Source organism: Pseudomonas cedrina subsp. cedrina (genome assembly GCF_001983175.1).
GTDB lineage: Bacteria > Pseudomonadota > Gammaproteobacteria > Pseudomonadales > Pseudomonadaceae > Aquipseudomonas > Aquipseudomonas cedrina.
Genome location: NZ_MNPW01000005.1, coordinates 417,174 through 440,103, shown reverse-complemented (window position 1 = coordinate 440,103; position 22,930 = coordinate 417,174). Strand labels below are relative to the sequence as shown.

The 22,930-nt window shown below is 61.9% G+C and carries 21 protein-coding genes; 6 read left to right on the top strand and 15 right to left on the bottom strand.

Translation table 11 applies throughout. The annotated features are described in order from the left end of the window. Window positions 1–6 precede the first annotated feature (6 nt). Window positions 7–897: a LysR family transcriptional regulator gene (locus tag BLL36_RS12980; RefSeq protein WP_076951832.1), complete on the bottom strand. Its 891-nt coding sequence runs from the start codon at window positions 895–897 to the stop codon at window positions 7–9. 103 nt (window positions 898–1,000) lie between these two features. Here BLL36_RS12980 and BLL36_RS12975 point away from each other — a divergent pair, with 103 nt between their 5' ends. From BLL36_RS12975 to BLL36_RS12960, 4 genes are read left to right on the top strand one after another with little or no spacing between them, the layout of a single operon-like run. Further along, a complete protein-coding gene (locus BLL36_RS12975) occupies window positions 1,001–1,336 on the top strand; it encodes a DMT family transporter (protein WP_076951831.1) in 336 nt (111 codons plus the stop codon). Between the two features lie 55 nt (window positions 1,337–1,391). After that, complete coding sequence (locus BLL36_RS12970; protein WP_076951830.1) at window positions 1,392–2,567, top strand: NAD(P)/FAD-dependent oxidoreductase; 1,176 nt, start codon at window positions 1,392–1,394, stop codon at window positions 2,565–2,567. Continuing rightward, on the top strand, window positions 2,564–3,376 hold the full coding sequence (locus tag BLL36_RS12965) for an aldo/keto reductase (RefSeq protein ID WP_076951829.1): 813 nt from the start codon (window positions 2,564–2,566) through the stop codon (window positions 3,374–3,376). Before BLL36_RS12970 ends, BLL36_RS12965 begins: the two co-directional genes overlap by 4 nt. 41 nt (window positions 3,377–3,417) lie before the next feature. After that, window positions 3,418–4,377 carry a metal ABC transporter ATPase gene (locus tag BLL36_RS12960; RefSeq protein WP_076951828.1) on the top strand — a complete coding sequence of 320 codons (960 nt, stop codon included), beginning with the start codon at window positions 3,418–3,420 and terminating at the stop codon, window positions 4,375–4,377. A gap of 124 nt (window positions 4,378–4,501) precedes the next feature. Here BLL36_RS12960 and BLL36_RS12955 read toward each other — a convergent pair whose 3' ends face one another. From BLL36_RS12955 to BLL36_RS12930, 6 genes are all read right to left on the bottom strand, one after another. Further along, complete coding sequence (locus BLL36_RS12955) at window positions 4,502–5,428, bottom strand: NAD-dependent epimerase/dehydratase family protein (protein WP_076951827.1); 927 nt, start codon at window positions 5,426–5,428, stop codon at window positions 4,502–4,504. Next, complete coding sequence (hldE, locus tag BLL36_RS12950; protein WP_076951826.1) at window positions 5,421–6,845, bottom strand: bifunctional D-glycero-beta-D-manno-heptose-7-phosphate kinase/D-glycero-beta-D-manno-heptose 1-phosphate adenylyltransferase HldE; 1,425 nt, start codon at window positions 6,843–6,845, stop codon at window positions 5,421–5,423. Before hldE ends, BLL36_RS12955 begins: the two co-directional genes overlap by 8 nt. Window positions 6,846–6,948: 103 nt before the next feature. Further along, window positions 6,949–7,557 (bottom strand): adenylyl-sulfate kinase, encoded by a 609-nt coding sequence (cysC, locus tag BLL36_RS12945; protein ID WP_076951825.1) that lies wholly within the window; start codon window positions 7,555–7,557, stop codon window positions 6,949–6,951. After that, on the bottom strand, window positions 7,550–8,254 hold the full coding sequence (locus tag BLL36_RS12940; RefSeq protein WP_076951824.1) for a sulfotransferase family 2 domain-containing protein: 705 nt from the start codon (window positions 8,252–8,254) through the stop codon (window positions 7,550–7,552). The genes cysC and BLL36_RS12940 overlap by 8 nt, the downstream gene beginning before the upstream one ends. A 152-nt stretch (window positions 8,255–8,406) precedes the next feature. Beyond that, complete coding sequence (gene msbA / locus BLL36_RS12935; RefSeq protein WP_076951823.1) at window positions 8,407–10,215, bottom strand: lipid A export permease/ATP-binding protein MsbA; 1,809 nt, start codon at window positions 10,213–10,215, stop codon at window positions 8,407–8,409. 9 nt (window positions 10,216–10,224) lie between these two features. Then, window positions 10,225–11,403: an O-antigen ligase family protein gene (locus BLL36_RS12930; protein ID WP_076951822.1), complete on the bottom strand. Its 1,179-nt coding sequence runs from the start codon at window positions 11,401–11,403 to the stop codon at window positions 10,225–10,227. 110 nt (window positions 11,404–11,513) lie between these two features. Here BLL36_RS12930 and BLL36_RS12925 point away from each other — a divergent pair, with 110 nt between their 5' ends. After that, complete coding sequence (locus BLL36_RS12925; RefSeq protein WP_076951821.1) at window positions 11,514–12,119, top strand: BUD32 family EKC/KEOPS complex subunit; 606 nt, start codon at window positions 11,514–11,516, stop codon at window positions 12,117–12,119. On the opposite strand, the gene BLL36_RS12920 is transcribed toward BLL36_RS12925, so the two are convergent. From BLL36_RS12920 to BLL36_RS12885, 8 genes are all read right to left on the bottom strand, one after another. Beyond that, window positions 12,108–13,193, bottom strand: a complete 1,086-nt coding sequence (locus tag BLL36_RS12920) for a glycosyltransferase (RefSeq protein ID WP_076951820.1) — start codon at window positions 13,191–13,193, stop codon at window positions 12,108–12,110. The two genes, BLL36_RS12925 and BLL36_RS12920, sit on opposite strands and share 12 nt — an antisense overlap. Before the next feature lie 46 nt (window positions 13,194–13,239). After that, complete coding sequence (locus BLL36_RS12915) at window positions 13,240–14,001, bottom strand: glycosyltransferase family 2 protein (RefSeq protein WP_076951819.1); 762 nt, start codon at window positions 13,999–14,001, stop codon at window positions 13,240–13,242. Window positions 14,002–14,052: 51 nt separating this feature from the next. Then, window positions 14,053–15,009 (bottom strand): glycosyltransferase family protein, encoded by a 957-nt coding sequence (locus BLL36_RS12910; RefSeq protein WP_076951818.1) that lies wholly within the window; start codon window positions 15,007–15,009, stop codon window positions 14,053–14,055. Window positions 15,010–15,032: 23 nt separating this feature from the next. Next, the gene (locus BLL36_RS12905) at window positions 15,033–16,424 is read right to left on the bottom strand and encodes a PIG-L deacetylase family protein (RefSeq protein WP_076951817.1); all 1,392 of its coding nucleotides are present in this window, start codon (window positions 16,422–16,424) and stop codon (window positions 15,033–15,035) included. Beyond that, complete coding sequence (locus tag BLL36_RS12900) at window positions 16,421–17,317, bottom strand: antimicrobial resistance protein Mig-14 (protein ID WP_076951816.1); 897 nt, start codon at window positions 17,315–17,317, stop codon at window positions 16,421–16,423. Before BLL36_RS12900 ends, BLL36_RS12905 begins: the two co-directional genes overlap by 4 nt. Then, a complete protein-coding gene (locus tag BLL36_RS12895; RefSeq protein ID WP_076951815.1) occupies window positions 17,317–18,447 on the bottom strand; it encodes a glycosyltransferase in 1,131 nt (376 codons plus the stop codon). The genes BLL36_RS12900 and BLL36_RS12895 overlap by 1 nt, the downstream gene beginning before the upstream one ends. Beyond that, window positions 18,431–20,188, bottom strand: a complete 1,758-nt coding sequence (locus tag BLL36_RS12890; RefSeq protein ID WP_076951814.1) for a carbamoyltransferase family protein — start codon at window positions 20,186–20,188, stop codon at window positions 18,431–18,433. The genes BLL36_RS12895 and BLL36_RS12890 overlap by 17 nt, the downstream gene beginning before the upstream one ends. A gap of 133 nt (window positions 20,189–20,321) precedes the next feature. Continuing rightward, the gene (locus tag BLL36_RS12885) at window positions 20,322–20,660 is read right to left on the bottom strand and encodes a YceK/YidQ family lipoprotein (RefSeq protein WP_083735284.1); all 339 of its coding nucleotides are present in this window, start codon (window positions 20,658–20,660) and stop codon (window positions 20,322–20,324) included. 174 nt (window positions 20,661–20,834) lie between these two features. On the opposite strand from BLL36_RS12885, the gene BLL36_RS12880 reads away from it, so the two are divergent. Continuing rightward, window positions 20,835–22,916 (top strand): TonB-dependent receptor family protein, encoded by a 2,082-nt coding sequence (locus BLL36_RS12880; RefSeq protein ID WP_076951812.1) that lies wholly within the window; start codon window positions 20,835–20,837, stop codon window positions 22,914–22,916. The last annotated feature ends 14 nt before the right edge of the window (window positions 22,917–22,930 follow it).

The window sequence follows — 22,930 nt, the reverse complement described above, 5'->3', positions numbered from 1 at the left end:
GCTTTTTCAGTCGATCGCCTGCAGGCACTCGGCAAATCGTTTGGCCAGGAACCGCGCGGCAGGCCCCAAGTGCTCGTCGCGCCGCCAGACCAGCTCGACCACCAGGGCCGGCGGCGTCCACTCGCTGCGCAATTCGACCATTTGTTGCTGGTAGGTCGGGTACTGCACGATATGCCGGGGCAGCCAGGCCCAGCCCAGGCCACTCATCAACCATTCGGCCAACACGTAGAAACTGTCGGCGCGCCACACCAGCGGGCTGGCGGCTTCACTGCCGGGGTAGACACTGGTCTGGGTCGACATCAGCAACTGGCGAAACTGCGCCAGGTGCTGGCACGTCACGTAGGTTTCCCTGGCCAGCGGGTGATTGACACCGCATACCGTGACCATCTCCACGCTACCGACCACCCGCCGCTCCAGGGCTTCGGGGATCTGGTCGTGATAGAACAACAGGCCCAGGTCCGCCTTGCGCTCCACCAGCTTGCGCGCCACATCGCCCTGGGCGGCGCTGGATAACTGCACTTCCAGCAGCGGGTACTGCACCGCCAGCGCCTCAAGGCTATCGAGTACCGGCTGGAACAGCATCGCTTCATCCTGGGCCAGGCGCAGGCAAGCCTCTTCGCCGCGCGTCAGCGACAGCGCCCGACCATTGAGCCGTTCACACTGGCGCAGTACTTCGCGTGCCTCTTCGAGCAACACGCTGCCGGCTTCGGTCAGCCGAGGCTGGCGGCCGCTGCTGCGCTCGAACAGGCTCACGCCCAGGTCCGCCTCCAGCAGGGCTATCGCATTGCTGACCGCCGATTGGGCCTTGCGCTGCTGGCGCGCCACCGCCGAAAACGAGCGCTGCTCGGCCACGCTGACAAACAAGCGCATCTGCTCCAGATCCCATTGCACGCTCATGGCTCAACCTATCTCTGATTCGGATAGGTAATGACTTTACCGCATCTCAGAGAACTCTAGAATGCAGGCCTTATCTGATTGCTTTTATCCCGAGGATTCACCCATGAACGCCGCCTACTGCTACCTGGCTATCGCCATCTGCTCGGAAGTGATCGCCACCGTTTCCATGAAAGCCATCAAGGGCTGGAGCACACCGATCCCGCTGCTGCTGGTGATCGTCGGCTACGGCATCGCGTTCTGGATGCTGACGCTGGTGGTGCGCACCGTGCCGGTCGGCGTGGCCTACGCGGTGTGGGCCGGTATGGGCATTGTGATGGTGAGCATCGCGGCGTTGTTCATCTACGGGCAGAAACTGGATGTTCCGGCGATGCTGGGCATGGGCCTGATTGTGCTGGGCGTGGTGGTGATCCAATTGTTCTCGAAAACCGCCGGGCACTGACCACCCGTCAACAGGCTGTATACTGCGCCCCTTGTCTTGAACACTGAGGTCGCCCATGCCATCCGTTATTTCCACCGACGTTCTGATTGTCGGCGCCGGGGTTGCCGGCCTCTGGCTGAATGCGCGCCTGCGCCGCCAGGGGTTCTCCACGGTGCTGGTGGAAAGCGCCAGCCTGGGTGGCGGGCAAAGCGTAAAATCCCAGGGCATCATTCACGGCGGTGCGAAATACGCCCTGCACGGCGCGCTCACCGGCGCCTCCGAAGCCATTGCCGACATGCCGCGCCGCTGGCGTGAAGCGCTGGCGGGTCAGGGCGAGTTGGATCTGTCCGGCGTACGTCTACTGTCCGAGGCCCATTACCTGTGGTCGCCCGGTACCCTCGCCGGCAACCTCACCAGCTTCTTTGCCAGCAAGGCCGTGCGCGGCCGCGTCGATCAGGTCAAGGGCGATGACCTGCCCCCGGCGCTGCAAGACCGTCGCTTCAAGGGCAAGGTCTATCGCCTGGCGGAATTGGTCGTCGATGTACCAAGCCTGATCGAACGCCTGGCGCAACTGGCCGGCGATGGTTTGCTCGCCGGGCAGCAGATCGAACCGCTGCGCGAAGGCGACGCGTTGGTGGGCTTGAAGGTGGACGGTCGCGAGATCCGCGCCCAGCGCATCGTGTTGAGTGCCGGCGCAGGGACGGCCGACCTGTTGAGCGCGCTGGGCCTGAGCCAGCCGGCCATGCAAAAGCGTCCATTGCACATGATCATCGCCAAAGGCCCCGGCTTGAAGCCGCTGTATGCTCACTGCCTGGGCGGCGGCACCAAGCCGCGCATCACCGTCACCACTCACCCTGCGGCCGATGGCAACTGGGTCTGGTACATGGGCGGCGACATCGCCGAAGCCGATGGCGTGGCGCGCACACCTGAAGAACAGATCGCCACTGCCCAGAAAGAGCTGGCGCAATTGCTGCCGTGGATCGACATGCGCCAGACCCGGTGGGCCACCCTGCGTGTCGACCGCGCCGAGCCCCTGCAATCGGGCCTTAGCCGCCCCGACAACGCCTTTATCGCCGAGCAGGGCCGCCTGTTGGTAGGTTGGCCGACCAAGCTGGCGCTGGCGCCGGATTTCGCCGATCGGGTGATCAACAGCCTGGAACGTGACGGTATCCGCCCAAGCGCCAGCGGGCCACTGCCGGACTTGCCAAAACCCGCCCTCGGCGTACCTGCCTGGGAGCAATTGCTGCCATGAGCCTGCCCACCCTGCACGACCTGCATCGCGATTTGGGCAGCACCGGCCTGCGCGTTTCGCCACTGGGCCTGGGCACTGTCAAGCTGGGCCGCGACCAGGGGGTGAAGTACCCCAGCGGTTTCCAGATTCCCGGTGACGACGAAGCCCGCATGCTGCTGCGCCAGGCCCGCGAACTGGGCATCAACCTGATCGATACCGCGCCGGCCTATGGCATGAGCGAGGAACGCCTGGGGCCACTGCTGCGTGGCCAGCGCAAGGATTGGGTGATTGTCAGCAAGGTCGGTGAAGAGTTCGAAGACGGCGTGTCCCGCCACGACTTCAGCGCGGCACACACCCGCCTGTCGATCGAACGCAGCTTGAAACGACTTGAAACTGATTTTATCGACCTGGTGCTGGTGCACTCCGACGGCAACGACCTGCATATCCTTGACGACTGCGAGGTCTACCAGACCCTGGCCGAGTTGAAACAGGAAGGCAAGATCCGCGGCTTCGGCTTTTCCGGCAAGACCGTCGAAGGCGGGCTGAAGGCCCTGGAACAAGGCGACTGCGCGATGGTTACCTACAATTTGAACGAACAGACCGAGAAAGCCGTCATTGATTATGCGGCGGCGCATGGCAAGGGCATCCTGGTGAAAAAAGCCCTGGCCAGCGGTCACGTTTGCCTGGAACCCGGAGTGGATCCAATTCGAGCCAGTTTCATGTTGTTGTTTGCGCAAACGGGCGTCGCCAGTGCTATTGTCGGGACCATTAATCCGCTGCACCTGGCCCATAACGTGGCGACCGCTGCCAAGGTCATCCGTCAACTCTGATGCCGCCGACGCGGCCGACCCCGTCGCAAAAAGGAGCCGACATGCCGCGAACGCTCATAAGAAAGAACCCCAGCAACTTCAAGACACTGCCGCTGCACGTCGAAGCCACCCCGGAAGGCCTGAGTTACCAGAGCGTCGGCATGCCGCTCAATTTTGCCCAGACCCTGCAACGGCGTAAGCCGGTGGACGTCGCCGATCCCGAGCGTTTCGCCCTGGAACTGGCCAACCTCGGGGTGTCGGTGCGACTGACCCTGCATTGGCAGAACCGCGATTACTGGGTGCTGGTCCGCCAGCGCCGCCAGGACCGTGGCGATGTGGTGCTCAAGCTGATCTCCGGCTATGTGCCCGCCCATGAACTGAACCTGCCGCTGCACACCGCCATCCAGGAAATCGCCGAAGAGTGCCTGCTGGAAACCCCGGAAGGCTGGCTCAGCGGGCGCTTCAACGACACCTGGCTGCCGGCGCCCTACTCCGCCGCGCTGCACTACCGCGAAGCCCTGCCCTTTCGCCTGAGCCCCTTGTCGGGTGCGGCCCGCCCGGTGCGATGCGCCACCACGCAGTTGATTGAACGCCCACGCGCCTATGTGCACCTGCCTACCGCATCGCTGCAATTGATCTACGATCTGCGCCTGGAAGTGCCCAAGGAAGCCAAATCCCTGAGCCTGTTCCATGTGGACGAGCGCCTGGAGGGTGACCAACTGGTCGCGCGCCTGGACCGCCAGCGCCCGGACCTGTACCTGATGCCGCTCAAAGACGGCCAACCCGTGGCCGAGCTGTACACCGTCAAGAAAGACCAGCTCTACCCGGCGAGCACACGGGGTTTGTACCTGGCGGAAAGCTTCGCCCGGCAGGAAGGCTGGCTGGTGCGGGAGGAGCGGATTCGCTGGAAGGATTGGCTGCGCCAGCAAGGTTTGGCAGTGCCGGAGAAGGAATCGAAACTCAAGCGCCTGGCACAACGGGTGCTGCGCAAGATCGTGCCGAAGAAAAAAGCCAAGGCCTGACCTGAATCTGATGGCGAAGCTGGGTTATGTGGGAGCTGGCTTGCCTGCGATGCAGACACCTCACTGTATCAGGCACACCGAGGTGATTTTATCGCAGGCAAGCCAGCTCCCACAGTCGACCGCTTCAGCCGTTAAGCAAGCGTTCCAGACCGACTTTCAACGGAGTAGGCTCGGGCAGCGTAAAGCTGGCAAGCAACCGCTGGTTGTTCGCCCGCGAATGCCGGATATCCCCAGAGCGCGCCGGCCCATAGCTCACCGCCGGCAACGTGCCAACTATCTCTTCCAACGCCTTCAGCACTTGCTTGAGCGTGGTGGTACGGTTCCAGCCTACATTGATTGCGCCCACTGGCGCCGCTGGCGCTTCAATAGCCTGCACCAACACATCCACCAGATCTTCCACGTACATGAAATCACGGGTTTGCTCGCCATCGCCAAACACGGCAATCGGCATGCCCTGCTGCGCGCGCGCGCTGAAGATACTGATCACGCCGGAATACGGCGATGAGGGATCCTGGCGCGGCCCGAAGATATTGAAGAAGCGGAAGACCACCGGCTCCAGGCCATGCTGGCGGCGGTAGAAGTCGAGGTAATACTCACCGGCCAATTTGTCGGACGCATAAGGCGTCAACGGTGCCTTGACGGTCTCTTCATCAATCGAAGCGCCCTCGCCATTGTTGCCATACACCGCTGCGCTGGAGGCGTACACCACGCGTTTGACGCCGGCTTTGCGCATGGCTTCGCAGACATTCAAGGTGCCCACGAAATTGCTCAGGTGCGTGCTGACCGGGTCATCCACCGAGGCCTGCACCGAAGCCACCGCCGCCAGATGCACCACCGCCGTTGCACCCACGGCGGCACGGGCCACCAGTGCCGCATCGGCCACATCACCTTCCAGCAGCTCGACCCGCGGGTTGTCCAACGCCAGGTTGCTGCGCTTGCCGGTGGACAGGTTATCCAGCACCCGTACGCCGTAGCCCTTGGCGAGTAGCGCATCGACCAGGTGCGAGCCGATAAAGCCCGCGCCGCCAGTGATCAGCACCCATTTACTCATGGTTGCGGATCTTCTCGACAATGGCGGTGGTCGAGCTGTTCTCGACCAGCCCCAGGACTTTGACCTTGCCGCCGTAGGCGCTGACGATGTCCGCGCCGACGACCTGGTCGACGGAATAATCGCCACCCTTGACCAGCACGTCCGGCTTGACCTGGGCCAGCAGGTTTTCCGGGGTCGCTTCAGAAAAGCTGATCACCCAGTCCACCGCGCCCAGGCCCGCCAGCACCGCCATGCGCCGGTCGACACTGTTGATGGGGCGGCCGGGGCCTTTCAGGCGGCTGACCGAGGCGTCGTCGTTGACCGCCACGATCAAGCGATCGCCCTGGGCGCTGGCCTGCTCCAGATACGTCACGTGGCCGGCGTGCAGGATGTCGAAGCAACCATTGGTAAACACAATGCTTTCACCATGGGCGCGAGCATCGTCAATCGCCAGCAGCAATTGCTCGATGGTCAGCACGCCGCGTTCCGAGCCTTCGGAGCGCTGGATCGCACGGCGCAACTCGGGCGCGCTAATGGCCGCGGTCCCCAGCTTGCCCACCACGATGCCCGCCGCCAGGTTGGCCAGGGCCACGGCGTGGGGCAGTTCTTCGCCGGCCGCAATCGAAGCGGCCAGGGTGGAAATCACCGTGTCACCGGCGCCGGTGACGTCGAACACTTCGCGCGCACGTGCCGGCAAGTGCATTGCCGGGTGGCCAGGGCGCAGCAGGGTCATGCCGTGTTCGCCACGGGTTACCAGCAAGGCGCCGAGGTCGAGGTCGGCCATGAGCACGGCGCCCTTGGTCACCAGGTCGTGCTCATCGGCGCAACCGCCGACGATGGCTTCGAACTCGCTGAGATTCGGCGTGATCAGGCTGGCGCCACGATAAATCGAGAAGTCCTTGCCCTTGGGATCGGCCAATACCGGAATGTTGCGAGCCTTGGCGGCCTGGATCAGCATCTGGTGATTCTTCAAAGCGCCTTTGCCGTAGTCGGACAACACCAGCACCTTGATGCCTTCGAGCAACTCGTCGACCTGGCCGCTCAGGGCCAGGGCGTCGGTGGCGAAGGGTTCTTCGAAATCGATACGCAGCAATTGCTGGTGACGGCTCATGACCCGCAGCTTGACGATGGTCGGCTGATGGGCAATGCGCTGGAACAGCGCGCGCACGCCGGCACCGCGCAGGCTGTTGGCCAGGCTGTCGGCGGCTTCGTCGTCGCCGGTCACGCCGACCAGTGAGGCCGGGGCGCCGAGGGCGGCAATATTGAGGGCAACGTTGGCAGCGCCACCTGGACGGTCTTCGATTTGCTCGACCTTGACTACCGGTACCGGCGCCTCAGGGGAAATCCGTGAGGTACCACCATGCCAGTAACGGTCGAGCATGACATCGCCGACCACCAAGACAGGGGCTTGATCGAATCGCGGCATGGACAACTTCATGGAGCAACCCACATACAAAATGAACAGGGGCGCGATATTAGCACAGGGTGAGCGCCGCCTAGTTCGAGAGCTTTATCCGGGATGCATCAGGCGAAAAATCTGCTCATTTTTTGAACAGAGCCCTCAAGACATGCGCCACTGCGTCCGCCAGCTCGACCTCATCGGTGTTGATCACGCAGTCGGCTGCAAGCGGCGCCTGGTAGGGGCTGTCGAGCCCGGTGAAGGCCTTGATGCGTCCGTCCAGCGCCGCGCGGTACAAGCCCTTGGGATCGCGCCGCGCACACACATCCAACGGGGTGCTGATGTAAACCTCAAGAAACTGTCCTTCAGCGAACAATGCCTTGGCCGTCGCGCGGTCGGCGCTGAACGGAGAAATCGCCGAGACGATCACGATCAATCCCGCGTCGACCATCAGCCGCGCCACTTCGCCGATACGCCGGATGTTTTCCTTGCGTGCCGCATCGCTCATGCCCAGGTCGTTGCACAACCCTGTGCGCACGTTATCGCCATCGAGCACGAAGGTGTGCCTGCCCTGCTCATTGAGCTGCACTTCCAGTGCATTGGCCAGGGTCGACTTGCCGGACCCGGACAACCCCGTCAGCCACAGGCAGCAAGGCTGCTGGTGCTTGAGCGCCGCCCGCGCGGCCACGGACAGCGATAGGGCAAAGGGCCGAATGGACGCGCCAGCCTGGGAGAGCGACGGATTATTCATAACCCAGGACCTCGTAGTCACGCTGATAGGCACGCCGGACCAGGCGACGCGTACGCAGGGTGCAGAAGTTTATGACCGGCTCGCTGCGCCGCCCGAGTGAAACGTTGAGATGGGGCAGCGACGACGTCACGCCGAGGCGTTCGCACAACCGTGCGAAGTCTTGCGCCAGGGATTCCTGGCGGCCCAGGAAATCCATGGCCATGGCGCCCATGTGATCAACCAGGAAGTCGGTCTGGGGAGCAAAGTGCAGCTGGCGGCGCAGGTTGTCCGAGTGCAACCAGCCCGCGACGAAATGATCGAAGTCGCGGTAGCTGCACACCAATGCCTGGGCGTGCAGGTCGCGGGCGCCCATGTTGTTGCTGCGCAAGTAGGTATAGGCCGAGTAAGCGCGCTCCAGCGGGTCACGCACGAAGGCAAACTTGAAGCTGCGTGCGCAGTGTTCGGGAAATTGCTGCTGGTACCAGTAATACGGCAGGTGGCCCGGCCAGCGCCCATCGAGCAACGCCGCGCAGACGCTGCTGCCGGCGCATTTTGGCACGTGAATGAATACGCATTGGTGCCGTTCGAACGCACGGGGCAGCGCGATCACGCCAGACAGGGATTTATTCACCGCCTGGCGATCCACCACGGGCAATCGCCCCAGCAGAAACACCCGTTGGGGTTTGGGAAGCAGTTTCCAGAACAGACGTTGCAGCATTCCATTACCCACGCAAGAAGGTTAGCCCTCTCGTTCGTCATTCGAATCGAGAAGGCCAACATAACAAACGCCAGGCTGGGAATTATTTGGCTTTGGTCAAGCCTGTAAGGGGCTTGATACAAAATCCGGGGCACTTTGCGCGCCCCGGCCCATCAGGTGATGTTGGCCGTTACCGGCTCATCGAGGCCCATGGCGTGCAGGCGCGAGTAATAGCCGCCCATGGCCAGCAGTTGCACGTGTGTACCACGCTCGACAATTTCACCGTGGTCCATCACCAGAATCATGTCGGCTTTCTCGATGGTCGACAGTCGGTGCGCGATCACCAGGGTGGTGCGGCCCTTCATGACTTTGTCCAGCGCGGCCTGGATATGGCGCTCGGACTCGGTGTCGAGCGCCGAAGTCGCTTCATCCAGGATCAGCAGCGGGGCATTCTTGAGCAGTGCGCGGGCAATGGCCAAGCGCTGGCGCTGGCCGCCGGACAGCAGCACGCCGTTTTCACCGACTTCAGTGTCCAGGCCATGGGGCAGTTCGGCGATGAAGTCCATGGCGTAGGCATCGGTGGCGGCTTTCTCGATGTCTGCGCGCGGGGCATCCGCCAGGTCGCCGTAGGCGATGTTGTTGGCCACGGTGTCGTTGAACAGCGTGACGTGCTGCGTGACCTGGGCCACATGCCGGCGCAGGTTGCGCAGGCGGTAGTCTTCGATCTCCACTTCATCGAGCAGGATGTCGCCAGTTTCGTGATGGTAGAAACGCGGGATCAGGCTGGCCAGCGTGGACTTGCCGCTGCCTGAGCGCCCGACCAGGGCGATCATCTGCCCAGGCTCGGCCGTGAAGCTGATGTTCTTCAGCACTTCGCGCTCGGTACCCGGGTAAGTGAAGCTCAGGTTGCGCACATCCAGGCGACCGCTGACGCGATCACGCTCCACGGTGCCACTGTCGACTTCCGGCTCTTCGTCGAGCTGTTCGAAGATGCTCTCGGCACCGGCGACGCCTTTCTGGATGGTCGAGCTGACTTCCGACAACTGGCGGATCGGCTTTGGCAACAGGCCCGCAGCGGTGATGTAGGCCACCAGGTCGCCAGCCGTCGCGTCACCGCGCAAAAACAGCACCAGGAACATCAGCGCGGCCATTGCGGTGTAGATCACCAACTGCAGCATTGGCGTGTAAACCGCACCGGTCTTGGTCATGCGCATCTGTTTTTCGGTGTTGCTCTGGCTGGCCGCGGCGAAACGGCGTTCCTCATAGCTTTCGCCGCCGAAGCTGCGGACCACGCGATAACCCTGGATCGTTTCCGAGGCCACGTGGGTGACGTCGCCCATTGCCACCTGGATCTTCTTGCTCTGCTTGCGGAATTTCTTGCTGGTGCTGCCAACCATCACGGCGATCAGCGGCAGGATGGCCAGCATCACCAGGGTCAACTTCCAATTCATCCACAGCAAGTAGCCGAACAGGAACACCACCGTCAGGCCTTCGCGGATCACGACCTTGATCGCATCCGTGGCGGCGCCGGTGACCATGGTCACGTTGAAGGTGATGCGGGAAATAAGGTGCCCGGAATTGTGCGTGTCGAAATAACGGTTGGGCAGTACCAGCAGCTTGTTGAACAACTGCACGCGCAGATCATGCACCAGGCCCAGGGAAACCTTGGCCAAGTAATAGTTGCCAAGGAACGAGCCGAGGCCCTGCCACGCGGCGATCAGGATGATCAGCAGCGGCACGGCCATCAGCAGCTTCAGGTCCTTGAACAAGGGTATGTTGGGCAGGAACACCACGTCGGGGTTGCTCAAGCCATCCACGAAGTACTTGAGGATCCCGGCGAGCATCGGCTGGGTGGAAGCAAAGATCACGAAGCCCACGATACTCAGCATGAACATGCCGATGTACGGTTTCACATAGCCCAGCAGCCTCAAATAGATTTTAAGGCTGGATTCCTGGTCCGCTTTGGGCGGTGCGTCACTCATGTGTCGAGCTCACTGATTGGGTAGGACGCGAACTTTATCACATGCGTCGGGGTTGACCCGAGCCCAGACCAAGACACTGGCCAGCGCAATCGGCAGCCACGAGATAAACCACTCGGCCCGAGGGGTGCCCGTGAGGCTGGCCGCGTCGAACTGCATGGCCAGGAACGAAAACACCCACATACCGATGACGCCCTTGCCGTAGAGCGTGTCGCGGGCCTTCCAGGCTTGCCACAACACGCCGAACCAAAGCCCGCACCACAACAGCAGGCCGGGCAGGCCCAGCTCGATCGCGACGTGGGAGAACAGGTTGTGGGCGTGATCGAAATTCAGGCCGTCGGCAAACACCTTGTAGTCGCCACCCAGGCCCAAGCCGGTCCACGGGCGCTCGGAAATCATCTGGACGGCCGCCATGAAGATCTGCGGTCGGTAAGAGACACCCCGAGACATGACCAGCGATTGCATGGCGAAGAACACTGCCAGCGCGGCAATCACCGCCCCGATCGCGATCACTGCGGTACGTCGGTCGCGGCACCAGGCCGGCATCGCCACGACGGTCAGCAGCAAGGCCAATGCGGCACCGCGGCTTTGGCTGAGCACCACAAAGAGCCCGAGCAGCGCGATGGACACCGCCCACACCACCTGCATCCAGCGCCCACGCGGCAGCCAGTGCAGCAACCAGACGGCGGCCAGGCCAATCACATAGGCGCCCAGGATCGGATGGGACAACTGCCCCAAGCCCTCGATGCGCGCATTCCAGGCGTTATGCTCAAGGCCATAGAACTTGATGATCGTCACCAGCGAAGACAGGGCCAGGCCGAAACCACCCCACTGCATCACACGGATGACTTGCTCGGTGCGCCCGCAAGCAAACACCGGAAAAAACAGCAGGAACACGCCGATATACAGCAGGCGCTTGGCCTCGCGCGACGGGTCTTGGGCATTGGTCCACAGCAGGCTGATTGCGCCCCAGATGGCCAACGCCGCCACCATCAGGCAGATCCAGCGCTGCTCACGCCAGACTTCCTTGAGGCGTTCACGGGCCGACCAGGCAAACACCATGGCCGGCAACCACAGAAACAGGGTCAAGCCTTGTTGATAAATCTTGTTGGTCGGCGCGAAGGCAATTGCCAGCAAAAACCAAAGTAACCCGAAAATCATCCATACCTGCGCCCAACGACTTGCTTGCATCACCCGCTCCTGAATACGTTCAACCTGCCAACCCGGCATGGTTAAAACCCAAAACTTTCGGCATTATTACCGATCACTGTGCCCGCGACTCCCCACAAGGCTTTCCGACGATGCAATGTTCAAGGCTTCCCCAAGCCGATTTAAACGCGATGATTGAAGGTGCCCGAATCCTCGAAAAGGACAGCTACGGCCCCAAAGTCTACCTGCTGGCCGACGGGAATATCCTCAAACTGTTTCGCCGCAAGCGCCTGTTCTCGTCGGCGCTGTTTCGCCCCTACTCCAAGCGTTTCATCGACAACGTGGCGCAACTGCAACAGCGCGGCATTCCCACCTTGACCGTCCTCGCGTTCTTTCAACTGGCTGCGCCCGGTATGACTGCCGTGCTGTATCGCCCGCTGCCGGGCGAAACACTGCGCCAGATTTCCAACCAGGAAGGCTTTGACTGGCTATCGAACCTCGACCCGCTGGTGGCGCTGATCCGCCGCCTGCATGGCGCGGGAATTTACTTCCGCTCCCTGCACCTGGGCAATATCGTTGTCACACCTGATAACGAAATGGGGCTGATTGACGTCGCGGACATGCGCTTTTTGCGCGCACCGCTTAACCCGGAGCTCGCACGGCGTAACTTGCAACATTTCGCACGTTATATTGCGCGCGAGAAGCTGAACGAACGCTTTCCAATGCAAGCACTGGAGCAAGCGCTGCTAGCGGCATGAAAACAGGCGCTGGGAGGTTTCACTGAAGTCCTTCCAGGCTTGCTCCGGCGCCAATGCGCGTGACTGAGCCTCGAGCACGCCCTCGACAGACGTGGCGAACGCACGCTCCATCAGGCGACCCCAAGCCTGCGCATCATCGGAAGGGGCGTACCAGCCGGCGTCCGCCAACTGCTCGCGGAACACGGCCAATTCGCTGGTCAGCACCGGAACCCCGGCCATTACCGCCTCTTGCAGGATCAACCCCAAACCTTCTTGCGTCGACGGAATGGCCACCCAATCAAAAGCCCGGTACAGCGTCGCCGCGTCCGGCAGATGACCCGGCAGCGAAACTTTGTCCTGCAAGCCAAGCTGTGCGATACGCGCCTCAAGCGCAGGCCGCGCGTCTCCTTCGCCGATAATGACCAGGCGCGCGTCCGGTTGATCCACCGACACAGCGGCGAACGCGTCCAGCAAACAACCAAACCCCTTGCCGTCGACCAATCGGCCAACCGCCCCGAGCACGGGCGAGCCTTCCAACGGCAGGCCCAGGCGAGCGCGCGCCTGCGCCCGCGATAGCGCGGCGGCACGAAACGCCACCGGATCAAACGCACTGCGCAGCACCGTCACGGGCCGTTGCAGGAAACGCTCGATCGAGTGAGCCAAGGTTTGCGACACGGCCGCCAGGGTCAGTTGCGCCGCCGGAAACTGCGCAAACAGCTTCTGGTCCGCCCGGCGCATGCGCGTGACGCCATGAAACACAACCACGGCGCGCACATGTGGCAAGTGCTTGAGCACCGGCAACATCACCCGGGCCACGCCTACGCCGTCGAGTAAGACAACTTCAAGATCGTCCGGCAACGCCTTCTGGAAACGCGCGCGCATCCAGGGCATCAATAACTTCCAAAGATGCCTGCCCTTGAGTCGGGCGGAAGAGAGGTTCCACTCCACTGCCGGCTCACTCTCCTGCGAGCGGCCTTGAAGCAACCAGGTAGTGATCGGTGCACGGCAAACCGCGTGGGAAAGTATCTGCTGGTGGACCTTCTGCACTGAGGAGAATGCAGAACCACCGGCCCACATGATATTGAGGATACTCATCGAAAAAATGACCTTTTGCGGCGTTGTGGTGGCTTGTCGTAGTTACTTAATGGATCAGCCAGCCGATACCGACACCCAGTACCAGCATGGCCGCCAGCTTGATCCGCTCTCGCCGCTTGCGCCGCGCCTTGGTCAAGCGCTCTTCCGCCGTCGCCACATGCAAACCGAAACCGGTATGCAAAACCGCATCGCCTTCCAGAGTCACGGCCGCCAGGTTCAGCTGCGCGTAACGCTTGGATAACCCCTTCTCTCCTCCGAACCCGGCATAGGGCGCGCACAAGCGATATTCCTTGATGCGTCGCAACCCGGGGTTCAGCGAAAACCCCTGCCACTCAGGCTTGTCGGACAGCAGGGGATAACACGGCACCCCGCCAATCACTTCACGCGGCCCCAAATGGATATAGGGGCTGTGCACCTGCAAGTCATAAACATAGTTGCGCAGCCACACCTGCAAAATATCGGGCCGCTGCTCCAGCACCGTCTTGGAGTCCTCGACAAAGCCCGGTCGATAAAACGCCCAGTCATCCTCGCAATGGAATATGTAGGGGGTCTTGACCGACTCGTAAGCCAGGTCGATGGACGCCAACTGCCCAAGTTTCGGGCGGTTGATCAGGAAAGTGCAATGACTGTGCCAGTGCTCCGGAACCGCATGGCGCACGGCGTCGTCGCCGGAGTCTTCGGTAATGAAGACTTCACGTATCGCCGCCGTATTGAACAGATCGAAGCTCTCGAGCGTGCGTTTCAACAAATCGAAGCGACCGCAACTGGTCACCACGAGCGTTATGTCGCTTTGATCGGAGAATTGCATTAACGCCTCGATAATATCATATAGCCATCATCCATGGCCATTTAGCCGACATCAAACGCCCAGCTTCAGACGCAACCTTTCCAACATACTCAAGGGAGCACGGGGCCGCAGCGGCGCCTTGAGGGCTTCGACAATGCGCTGGCCGATACGCGCAAAGCTGAACTGGCTGACCGCGAGCGCCTGCCCACAATGCGCGATATCTGCCGCCAGTTGCGGGTTGGACCGCAGCACGGCGAGTTTTTCCTGCAACTGCGGGATGTCCTTGTAGAACACCACATTGACCATGTCCTCGAACCCCAAGGCCGCGTTTTCCTCGGCCCCCTGATCGAACGCCAGCAATACACAGCCACACGCCATGGCTTCAAAGTTCTTGATCATGTACTCGCCCATGCCCACATCGGCGCTGACGAAAAAACGAATCCGGTTGAGGGTCGCACAATATTCCTCACCGGATTTGGTGCGTGTCACCACCAAAGGTTCAACCCGTGCCAGCTCATCGAGCAATGCCTTGCGACCACTATAGGCCACGCTGTTGGTACTGCCGACAAACGCCAGTTCGATATCCCGCTCACGGTCCTGGGGCTGCAACAGGGACTGGTCATAGCCTTTGGGCACGAATACCGCATCAAAGCCTTCGGCGCGCAGGCGTTCGGTCACCATGAAGCCCGAGCTGATTACCCGCGCCCAGGGCAGCCGACGGTAATGGGCGCTGAACTTGCCGGTGTATTTGCAGGGAATGTAGTTCTGGTAAGCGTCGTGCTCGAGAATCACCAGGTTCGGCAGGGTGCGGATAAACCCGGCCTGGCGGATCTCTTGCTTGAAGCGCAGGAAAAACACAATGCGCTCGTAACGGGTCACGTCGACCTCGCGCCGGAAGTAACCGCGCAGGTTGCGCTGCTCATCGCTGCTCAACCAACGAATGTCACAGTCGCAGTGTTCGGCCACACCTTCGTACAAGCGATCCAGAATAGCGCGCTGTTCTTTCTGCACCAGAAACAAGACTTTCATTACATTCCCTTTAACCAATGCATTCACAAACGCCAGAACAACTCATGCCGTCGTACGGCCTTGCGGAAAAACTCGTTCTCACCATAAGGCGACCGCGCACGCCCCGCCAACATTCGCTGCAGCCAACGCCGTACACGGCGCTTGAACGGCGCCGCCGGTTGCAGGTCATGCATCATGCCCAGCGCCATGGCCTTGTCGCGCTGCTGCGCCAAGGTCAGTGGAAGGCTGCACGGGAGCAACTCTTCAGTGGCGTCGAACACAGGCGGCAATGCAATGCCGGCACCCGCGTCGCCCATGGGCCAGCGGTCGTTGTCATGCAGGTGATTGGCGTAGCCCAACACGGTGGTCGGCTGCCACTCCAGGCCCTGCAAGGCTTGCAGCACCGCTTGTTGCGCACAGACATGATCGGGGTGCGGGTCCAGCACTGCATGAGGCAACACGATCACTTCCGGGCGCGCCATCAACAGCACGTGGCGCAGATCGGCCAGCACATTGTTCCAGGTGGGCAGGCCGTCGCTGTCCGACGGTAAGGGGAACGGATTGAACCGGCGGAAGGGTCGAACGTCCGTCAGCTCTGCTTCACGGGAGGCGAACGGCAGGTCCGGCGCGGCCTGCATCGCCTGCAATTGCAGGCAGAAGTAGCCCAATTGCACGCAGTGAGCCTGCGGCACACCGGCCCAAAGCGGCACGGCGATGCTGTCCCAGGCGCGCAGGCGGCCCTTGATGCGCGAGGCCTCGACCGCATCCAGGCCCATCCGCTCATAATGTTCGGCTTCGATTTCCCCCGCCGTCAGGGTGACAATCCAGGTTTTTTCAGCCTGGCTGTACAGGCCGAAGGCGGCCAATTCGGCGTCGTCGGCATGCGGGGCGATGACCATCACCCGTTGTGCGCTGTAATCCGGATGGGCCCAGGCCCACAGGCGGGGCGCGCCGAGCAACCGGCAATGCCGCCCGCGCAGACGCAACTCGCCTGCCGCCAACGTCGGCGCCAGACCGCTGAGGTTCAGGTACCGAACGCCGTTGACCCCGCGTTCGAAGGTTTGCCGGTCGTCTGCCAGTTCGACGCAAGGGTCGAGAAAACGCCCCAACCAGGTGCTCTTGACCTTGATCGCCAGCACCAGCGTCGCGCCTGCCTCCAGCGCCAACGGCTGATCGAGCAGCAAGCGGTCGCCATCAAGGCGCACACCTGCCAGCTCGGCCTCTGCCGAAAAACGGTATTGATAATCTTCGTTGGGCGCGTAGAACAGGTGATCGGCAAACCAGGCTTCATGGGCGACCCAGGCCAGCACTGCCAACAGCAACGGCAGCCACCAGGCGACCAGGATGCCGACCACCACCAGCAGCAACACACCGACCATCAACGCCGTGCGCTTGTTGCGCCGGTGACGCTTGAGCAATTGCTGCTTGCGGGTCATACGCTGAATACCTGCACGGGGTTGCACCAACGGTCCTTGTATTCGCGGTCGGCGCGGCCAAAGGAGAAACGCAGTGGCTTGCCGGCTTCGCGTGCCTGCTCCCAGGCGCTCTGGGTGTTGATAAAACTCAACACACTGCCTGGGCTGAAGGCGCGGGTTTCGGGGTCAACCCCACCGTTGACGTACTCCACGCTGATCCACTGCGGCGACTCGACCCGGTACACCAATTGAATGGCGATGGGCGCGTCGTTGAGAAAAATCACCGATCCGATCAACCATTCACGCATCAGTTCAATCACCTCGGCCATGCGCTCGGCGCCCGTGGCGGTGAAGCCCCAGCGGCGCAGGAACAGGTCGCAGTAGATGGACGCCAACTCCACGCTGGAAAACTCACTGACAGGCCGCACCAGGCCGCCCGCTTCTTCCAGCAAGCGCAGTTCGCGGCGCTGGTTGTAGCGAAACTTTTTCGACAGTTCTTCGGGGGTACGCGCCATGGCCAACTGCTCGGCCTGAAGCTTCAGGCCACTGAAACGGCCCTCGTTCAACGCCGACAGGTAGCGCGCACGCTGGCGCAGCGGCGCCTGCGCATCGGCGGCGGCCGGCAGGATCAGCTCGGCGTTGCCGAGGTCGAACAGGCCTTTCTTGCCGCTTCGCTTGAGCACATCCTTGGACAACGCCAAGTCGCGCCCCCAGGTGGCGATGCACGCCTTGAGTTCACCGGCCTGCTCCCAGGCCAGGTAACGCACCGGAATCTGCGCCAGGCCGGCCAGGCGCTCGATCACCTGCGGATGCGTCGCGACGCTGCCGCCAAAACGTTGCCAGGCCTCGCTGTAAGCCGGCGCATCGACGACGGACCAGCCGCGCTCGCGCCAGCCTTGGAATCGATTGAGCATCAAGCCCTCGCAGTCAGTTCAACGGCAGGCGGCAATTGCCAGAAGGCAGCGCGTACCGCCTGATCCGAGAATCGTGCATGCAGGCGCTCCAGCATCAGCTCGGCACACTGGCGTCGCTGCTGCTGATCCATCGCGGCCAGGTGTCCCAGCCCTTGGGCCAGGTGCTCGGCGTCGCCCAAGGGAAACAGGATGCCCACGCCTTCGACCACTTCGCGCGCGCCGCCACAGGCGGTGGCGAGCAAGGGGACGCCGGCCGCCATCGCTTCAAGCAGCACCATGCCGAAGGGCTCGTGGTCGGAGCTCAATGCAAACACATCAAACGCGCGGAAATAGCGGCGCGCATCCGGCACCTGGCCAAGGAACAGCACCTTGTCGGCAACCCCCAGCTCGTGGGCCAGTGTCTTCAGGTCCTGCTCCAGGCGCCCGGTGCCGAGGATCGCCAAACGGCTTTCAGTCGGCAACTGCTTCAATGCCAGGGCAAAGCCCTTGAGCAGCGTGGCCTGGTCCTTGTCCGGGTGCAGGCGGCCGACATTGCCGACCACCCATTCATCCGGTGACAACCCAAGGGCGTCGCGCGCTTCATCCCTGGAAACCTGCAGCGCTTGCAGGGCCTCGACATCGATGCGGTTATACAAAGTCTGGATACGCGCCTGCGGCCATTTCGGCAGGCAGCGCCGGATGTCGTCACGCACGGCGTCGGAAACCGCCAGCAAGCTCAGGCGCTTGTGGAAAATCGAGGCAAACAGCCGGCGGCCACGGCGCTGGTAGTCGCCAAAGGCGTGATGCACCCCAATCACTTGCAACCGCGTGGCGAGCAGCGCGATGTAGATCGGCTTGGCGCGGTGCGCGATGCAGAAACTGAAATGGCGCGAGGCGGCAATCTTGCGCATCTCGGCGATGGCGCCCAGCTTGAGGCCACGAATGGCCTTCGAGCTGTACTCCATGAACAACACTTCATCACTGGCGCAACCGGCCGCCACCTCAGGGTCGGCGACCCCGGTGAGGAACACCGTGGTCACCTTGTAGCCCGAGCCCGCGAACAGGCTGGCGTACTGCCGCGCACAATCGAGAAACGGACCGTCATAGCCGTGGCAGAACTGCAGGACGTGGCGGTCAGCCGAGCGCGTCATAAGGGTCCACGCCGTCTTTGACGACCAGGATGTCTTCCATGATCAGGTACTGCAGGTCGGAACCGAAGAACATGTTCAACGCGTCGGTCGGCGAGCAGATCATCGCTTCGCCACGGCGGTTGAGCGAGGTGTTCAGGGACACGCCGTTGCCGGTGAGCACTTCGAGTTCTTTCATCATGTCGTAGTAGCGCGGGTTGTATTCGCGCTTGAGCACCTGGGCGCGGGAAGTGCCGTCTTCATGCACCACTTCCGGCACGCGGGTCTTCCACTCTTCGGACACTTCAAAGGTGAAGGTCATGAACGGCGCCGGGTGATCGACCTTGATCATCTGTGGGGCGACGGTGTCGAGCATCGACGGGCAGAAAGGCCTCCAGCGCTCACGGAACTTGATCTGGTGGTTGATGCGGTCCGCCACGCCGGTCGCGCTTGGGCAACCGATGATCGAACGACCGCCCAGGGCACGCGGGCCAAACTCCATGCGGCCCTGGAACCAGGCCACCGGGTTGCCGTCGACCATGATCTTGGCGATGCGCTGAGGCATGTTTTCGATCTTGCGCCAGTTCGGCTTGCTCTCATGTCTGGCGCAGGCGGCGATCACGTCTTCGTTGCTGTAGGACGGGCCGAGGTAGACGTGCTCCATCTTCTCGACCGGCACCCCACGGGCGTGAGACACGTAGGCCGCCGCACCGACCGCGGTACCGGCATCGCCGGACGCCGGCTGCACGAACAGCTCCTTGACGTCGTCACGGGCAATGATCTTCTGGTTCAGCTTCACATTCAGCGCGCAACCGCCGGCGAAGGCCAGCTTGCCGGTGTCCTTGAGGATGTCGCCCAGGTAGTGGTCGATCATCTGCAGGGCCAACTTTTCGAACAGCGCCTGCATGCTGGCGGCGTAGTGGATGTATGGCTCGTCGGCGATGTCGCCTTCGCGCTTGGGCCCCAGCCACTCGATCAGTTTGGGCGAGAAGTAGAAACCCTTGCCCTTCTCTTTATAACGGCGCAGGCCGATCACGTTGGCGTAGTCGGTGTTGATCACCAACTCGCCGTTCTCGAAAGAGGCCAGGCGCGAGAAATCGTACTTGCTGGCATCGCCGTACGGCGCCATGCCCATGACCTTGAACTCACCGTCGAGCATCTCGAAACCGAGGAACTCGGTGATCGCGCCATACAGGCCGCCGAGGGAGTCCGGATCGTAGAATTCCTTGATCTTGTGGATCTTGCCGTTTTCGCCGTAGCCGAAGAACGTGGTGGCGTACTCGCCTTTACCGTCGATGCCCAGGATCGCGGTTTTCTCCTGGAACCCGGAGCAGTGATAGGCGCTGGAAGCGTGGGCCAGGTGGTGTTCAACCGGTTCGATCTTGATTTTCTTCGGATCGAAGCCCAGTTGCTCCAGGCACCAGACGATCTTGTTGCGATAACGTTTGTAGCGACGGTTGCCCATCAGGATCGCGTCGAGGGCGCGGTCCGGGGCGTACCAGTAGCGCTTGGCGTAGTGCCAGCGCGCCTCGCCGAACAGGCTGATCGGCGCGAAAGGGATCGCGACCACGTCAACGTCGGAAGGCTTGATGCCGGCCTGTTCCAGGCAGAACTTCGCCGATTCGTAGGGCATGCGGTTCTTTGCATGTTTGTCGCGTACGAAGCGTTCTTCTTCGGCGGCCGCGATCAGCTTGCCGTCGATATACAAGGCTGCGGAAGGATCATGGCTAAGGGCGCCGGACAGGCCAAGAATCGTCAATGCCACAGGGGTCTAGCCTCTTTTAGTCTGCATGCAGGCGGGTTGCGCCTGAAAAAAGTGTGCTTCCCGCCTGGGCAGGAAACAGCTAAAGGGCGGGATTATAGCTTAAAAGCAGGAGGAAGCTGCTAGCGGCAAGGGACTAGAGAAGCTCGATGCTGCCGTTGACGCTTTGCTGGTAGATCGTGTAGGGCAAGACGAGCGTATCCAGAACACCGGAGATTGGAACATCGATAAACGCCCATGGAACGTCGTTCAACGATACCCCGCTGCCGGAATTCGGCGGCCCATGCAGTACGCAAAGGTCATAGGCCACTCCACTGTAAATACGCGGAACAGACTGGCAATAGGTTTTTTTCGCCTTGAGTGAGTGAACCGTGGCGCTATCCTCACGCAAGACGGTGGTCACAGTACCGCAGCCGCCCAGAGCCAGAACACCTCCCATCACGGCCAGCCACCTCAGCATTTTTTTGGCTTTCATCGTCATCTCTTCGCAAAACTGAAAACCTACCACCAAGCGCGACCGCTGGCAGACGCCCGCAGCCCAAAAAAGCGTAGGAGGGTTCTTATTCGGCAAAAGAAGGGATGAGCCGTTAAACTCGGTTTTTTTGCGTAGACGCTATCACTCGCGTAGCGCCTCAGAACCGGCTTCTTGATGAACACATCCGCACCCACTTGCCTTGCCCTGCTGCTGGGCCTGAGCAGCACCGCACTGGCCGATGATGCACCGCTGGTCCTCGACCCCAGCGTGGTCACAGGCTCGCGCAGCGCCAGCCCGACCTTCGACCTGCCCTACTCGGTCGACGGCATCAGCCGCGAGCAGATCAGTGAGGGTCAATTGGGCATCAACGCTTCCGAAGCCCTGGCCCGTGTACCCGGCCTGGTGGTGCAGAACCGCCAGAACTATGCCCAGGACCTGCAGATTTCTTCCCGTGGCTTTGGCGCCCGTTCTGCCTTCGGCGTGCGCGGCATCAAGCTGATTGCCGATGGCATTCCCGCCAGCACCCCGGACGGCCAAGGCCAGGCGGCCACCTTCAACCTCGACACCGCCGAGCGCATTGAAGTGCTGCGCGGCCCGGCCGCCACGCTGTATGGCAGCAATGCCGGCGGGGTAATCCAGATGTTCTCCCGCGAGGGCGAAGGCCCGCCGCGCATCGGCGCCGAAACCCTGGTGGGCAACGACGGTTTGAGCAAGCACCACTTGACCGCCGAGGGCGCAGCGAAGGGCGCAGGCTTCGTGCTCGACGCCTCACGCATGGACACCAACGGCTACCGCGACCACAGCAGCGCGCGCCGCGACCAGACCTTCGCCAAGCTCAACGTCCAGCCGGATGACGACAGCAAGCTGGCGCTGATCTACAGCAGCCTGGAGCAAAACGGCACGCAGGACCCGCTGGGGCAGACCTGGGCGGCGTACAAGGCCGACCCACGCTCGGTGAGTGCGAATGCGCTGACCTACAACACGCGCAAGAGCATCGATCATCAGCAAGTGGGGATGAATTACGAGCGCTACATCGGCGATGCGACGCTGCAGGTGAATGCGTATACAGGGCGCCGGAGTGTGATCCAGTACTTGTCGATACCCAAAGGCACCCCCGCTAACGAACGCGGCGGCGGCGTGGTGCAATTCGACCGCAAGTTCTACGGCGCCAGCGTGCGCTGGATGCAGCCCGTAGAAAGCGCGCCGGGCGAGTTGATGATCATCACCGGCCTGGACTTCGACCAGAGCGAAGACAGTCGCCACGGCTACCAGAATTACAGCGGCAACACCCTTGGCGTAAAAGGCCAGCTACGTCGTGATGAAATTGACACCGCGCGCAGCCTCGACCCTTACATCCAAGCCAACTGGGCCTTGGACCGCTGGACTTTGCAAGCCGGCATTCGCCACAGCACCATGGAATTGGCGGTGGACGATCAATTCCTCAGCAACGGCGACTCCAGCGGCAACAAGACCTACCAAAAAAACACCCCATCGATGAGCCTGATGTACGCCTTCACGCCGCAGCTGCATGGTTATGTCAGCGCCGGCAAAGGCTTCGAAACACCGACCCAGGCCGAACTGGCCTATGCGCCGGGCAGTGTCGAGGGCTTCAACTTTGGCCTGAAACCCTCGCAGAGCACCCAGTACGAGGTGGGACTCAAGGCCCAGCTCGACAACACGCGAATCAACGCCGCGGTTTTCCAGATCACCACCGAGGATGAATTGGTGGTTTATCAATCCCTGGGCGGCCGCACCAGCTATCAAAACGCCGGCCGCACCCTGCGCCGCGGCTTCGAACTGGGCATCGAGAGCCAGCTCAGCGAACACTGGACCTCCAACCTCGCCTTCACCCGCCTGCAGGCCACCTACGACAGTGACTTTGTCAGCGGCGGCGCAACCTCCGTCGACAAGGGCAACTACCTGCCCGGCGTGCCGCAAACCACAGTGTTTGCCGAACTGAACTGGAAACCCCGCGACTGGATCAGCACCGCCATCGAAGGGATTTACCGGAGCAAGGTCTACGTCGAGGACACCAACAGCCAACACGCCGCACCCGCCTACAGCGTGTTCAACTGGCGTGCGCGCTTCGAGCAGAACGTTGAACACTGGACCTTTCACCAGACCTTGCGCCTGGACAACCTGCTCGACCGCCAGTACGTCGGCTCGGTCATCGTCGGCGACGGCAACAACCGCTATTACGAAGCAGCGCCAGGGCGCTCGTGGTATGCAGGCGCAGGCGCGCAGTACACATTCTGATCAGCGTGCCTCGC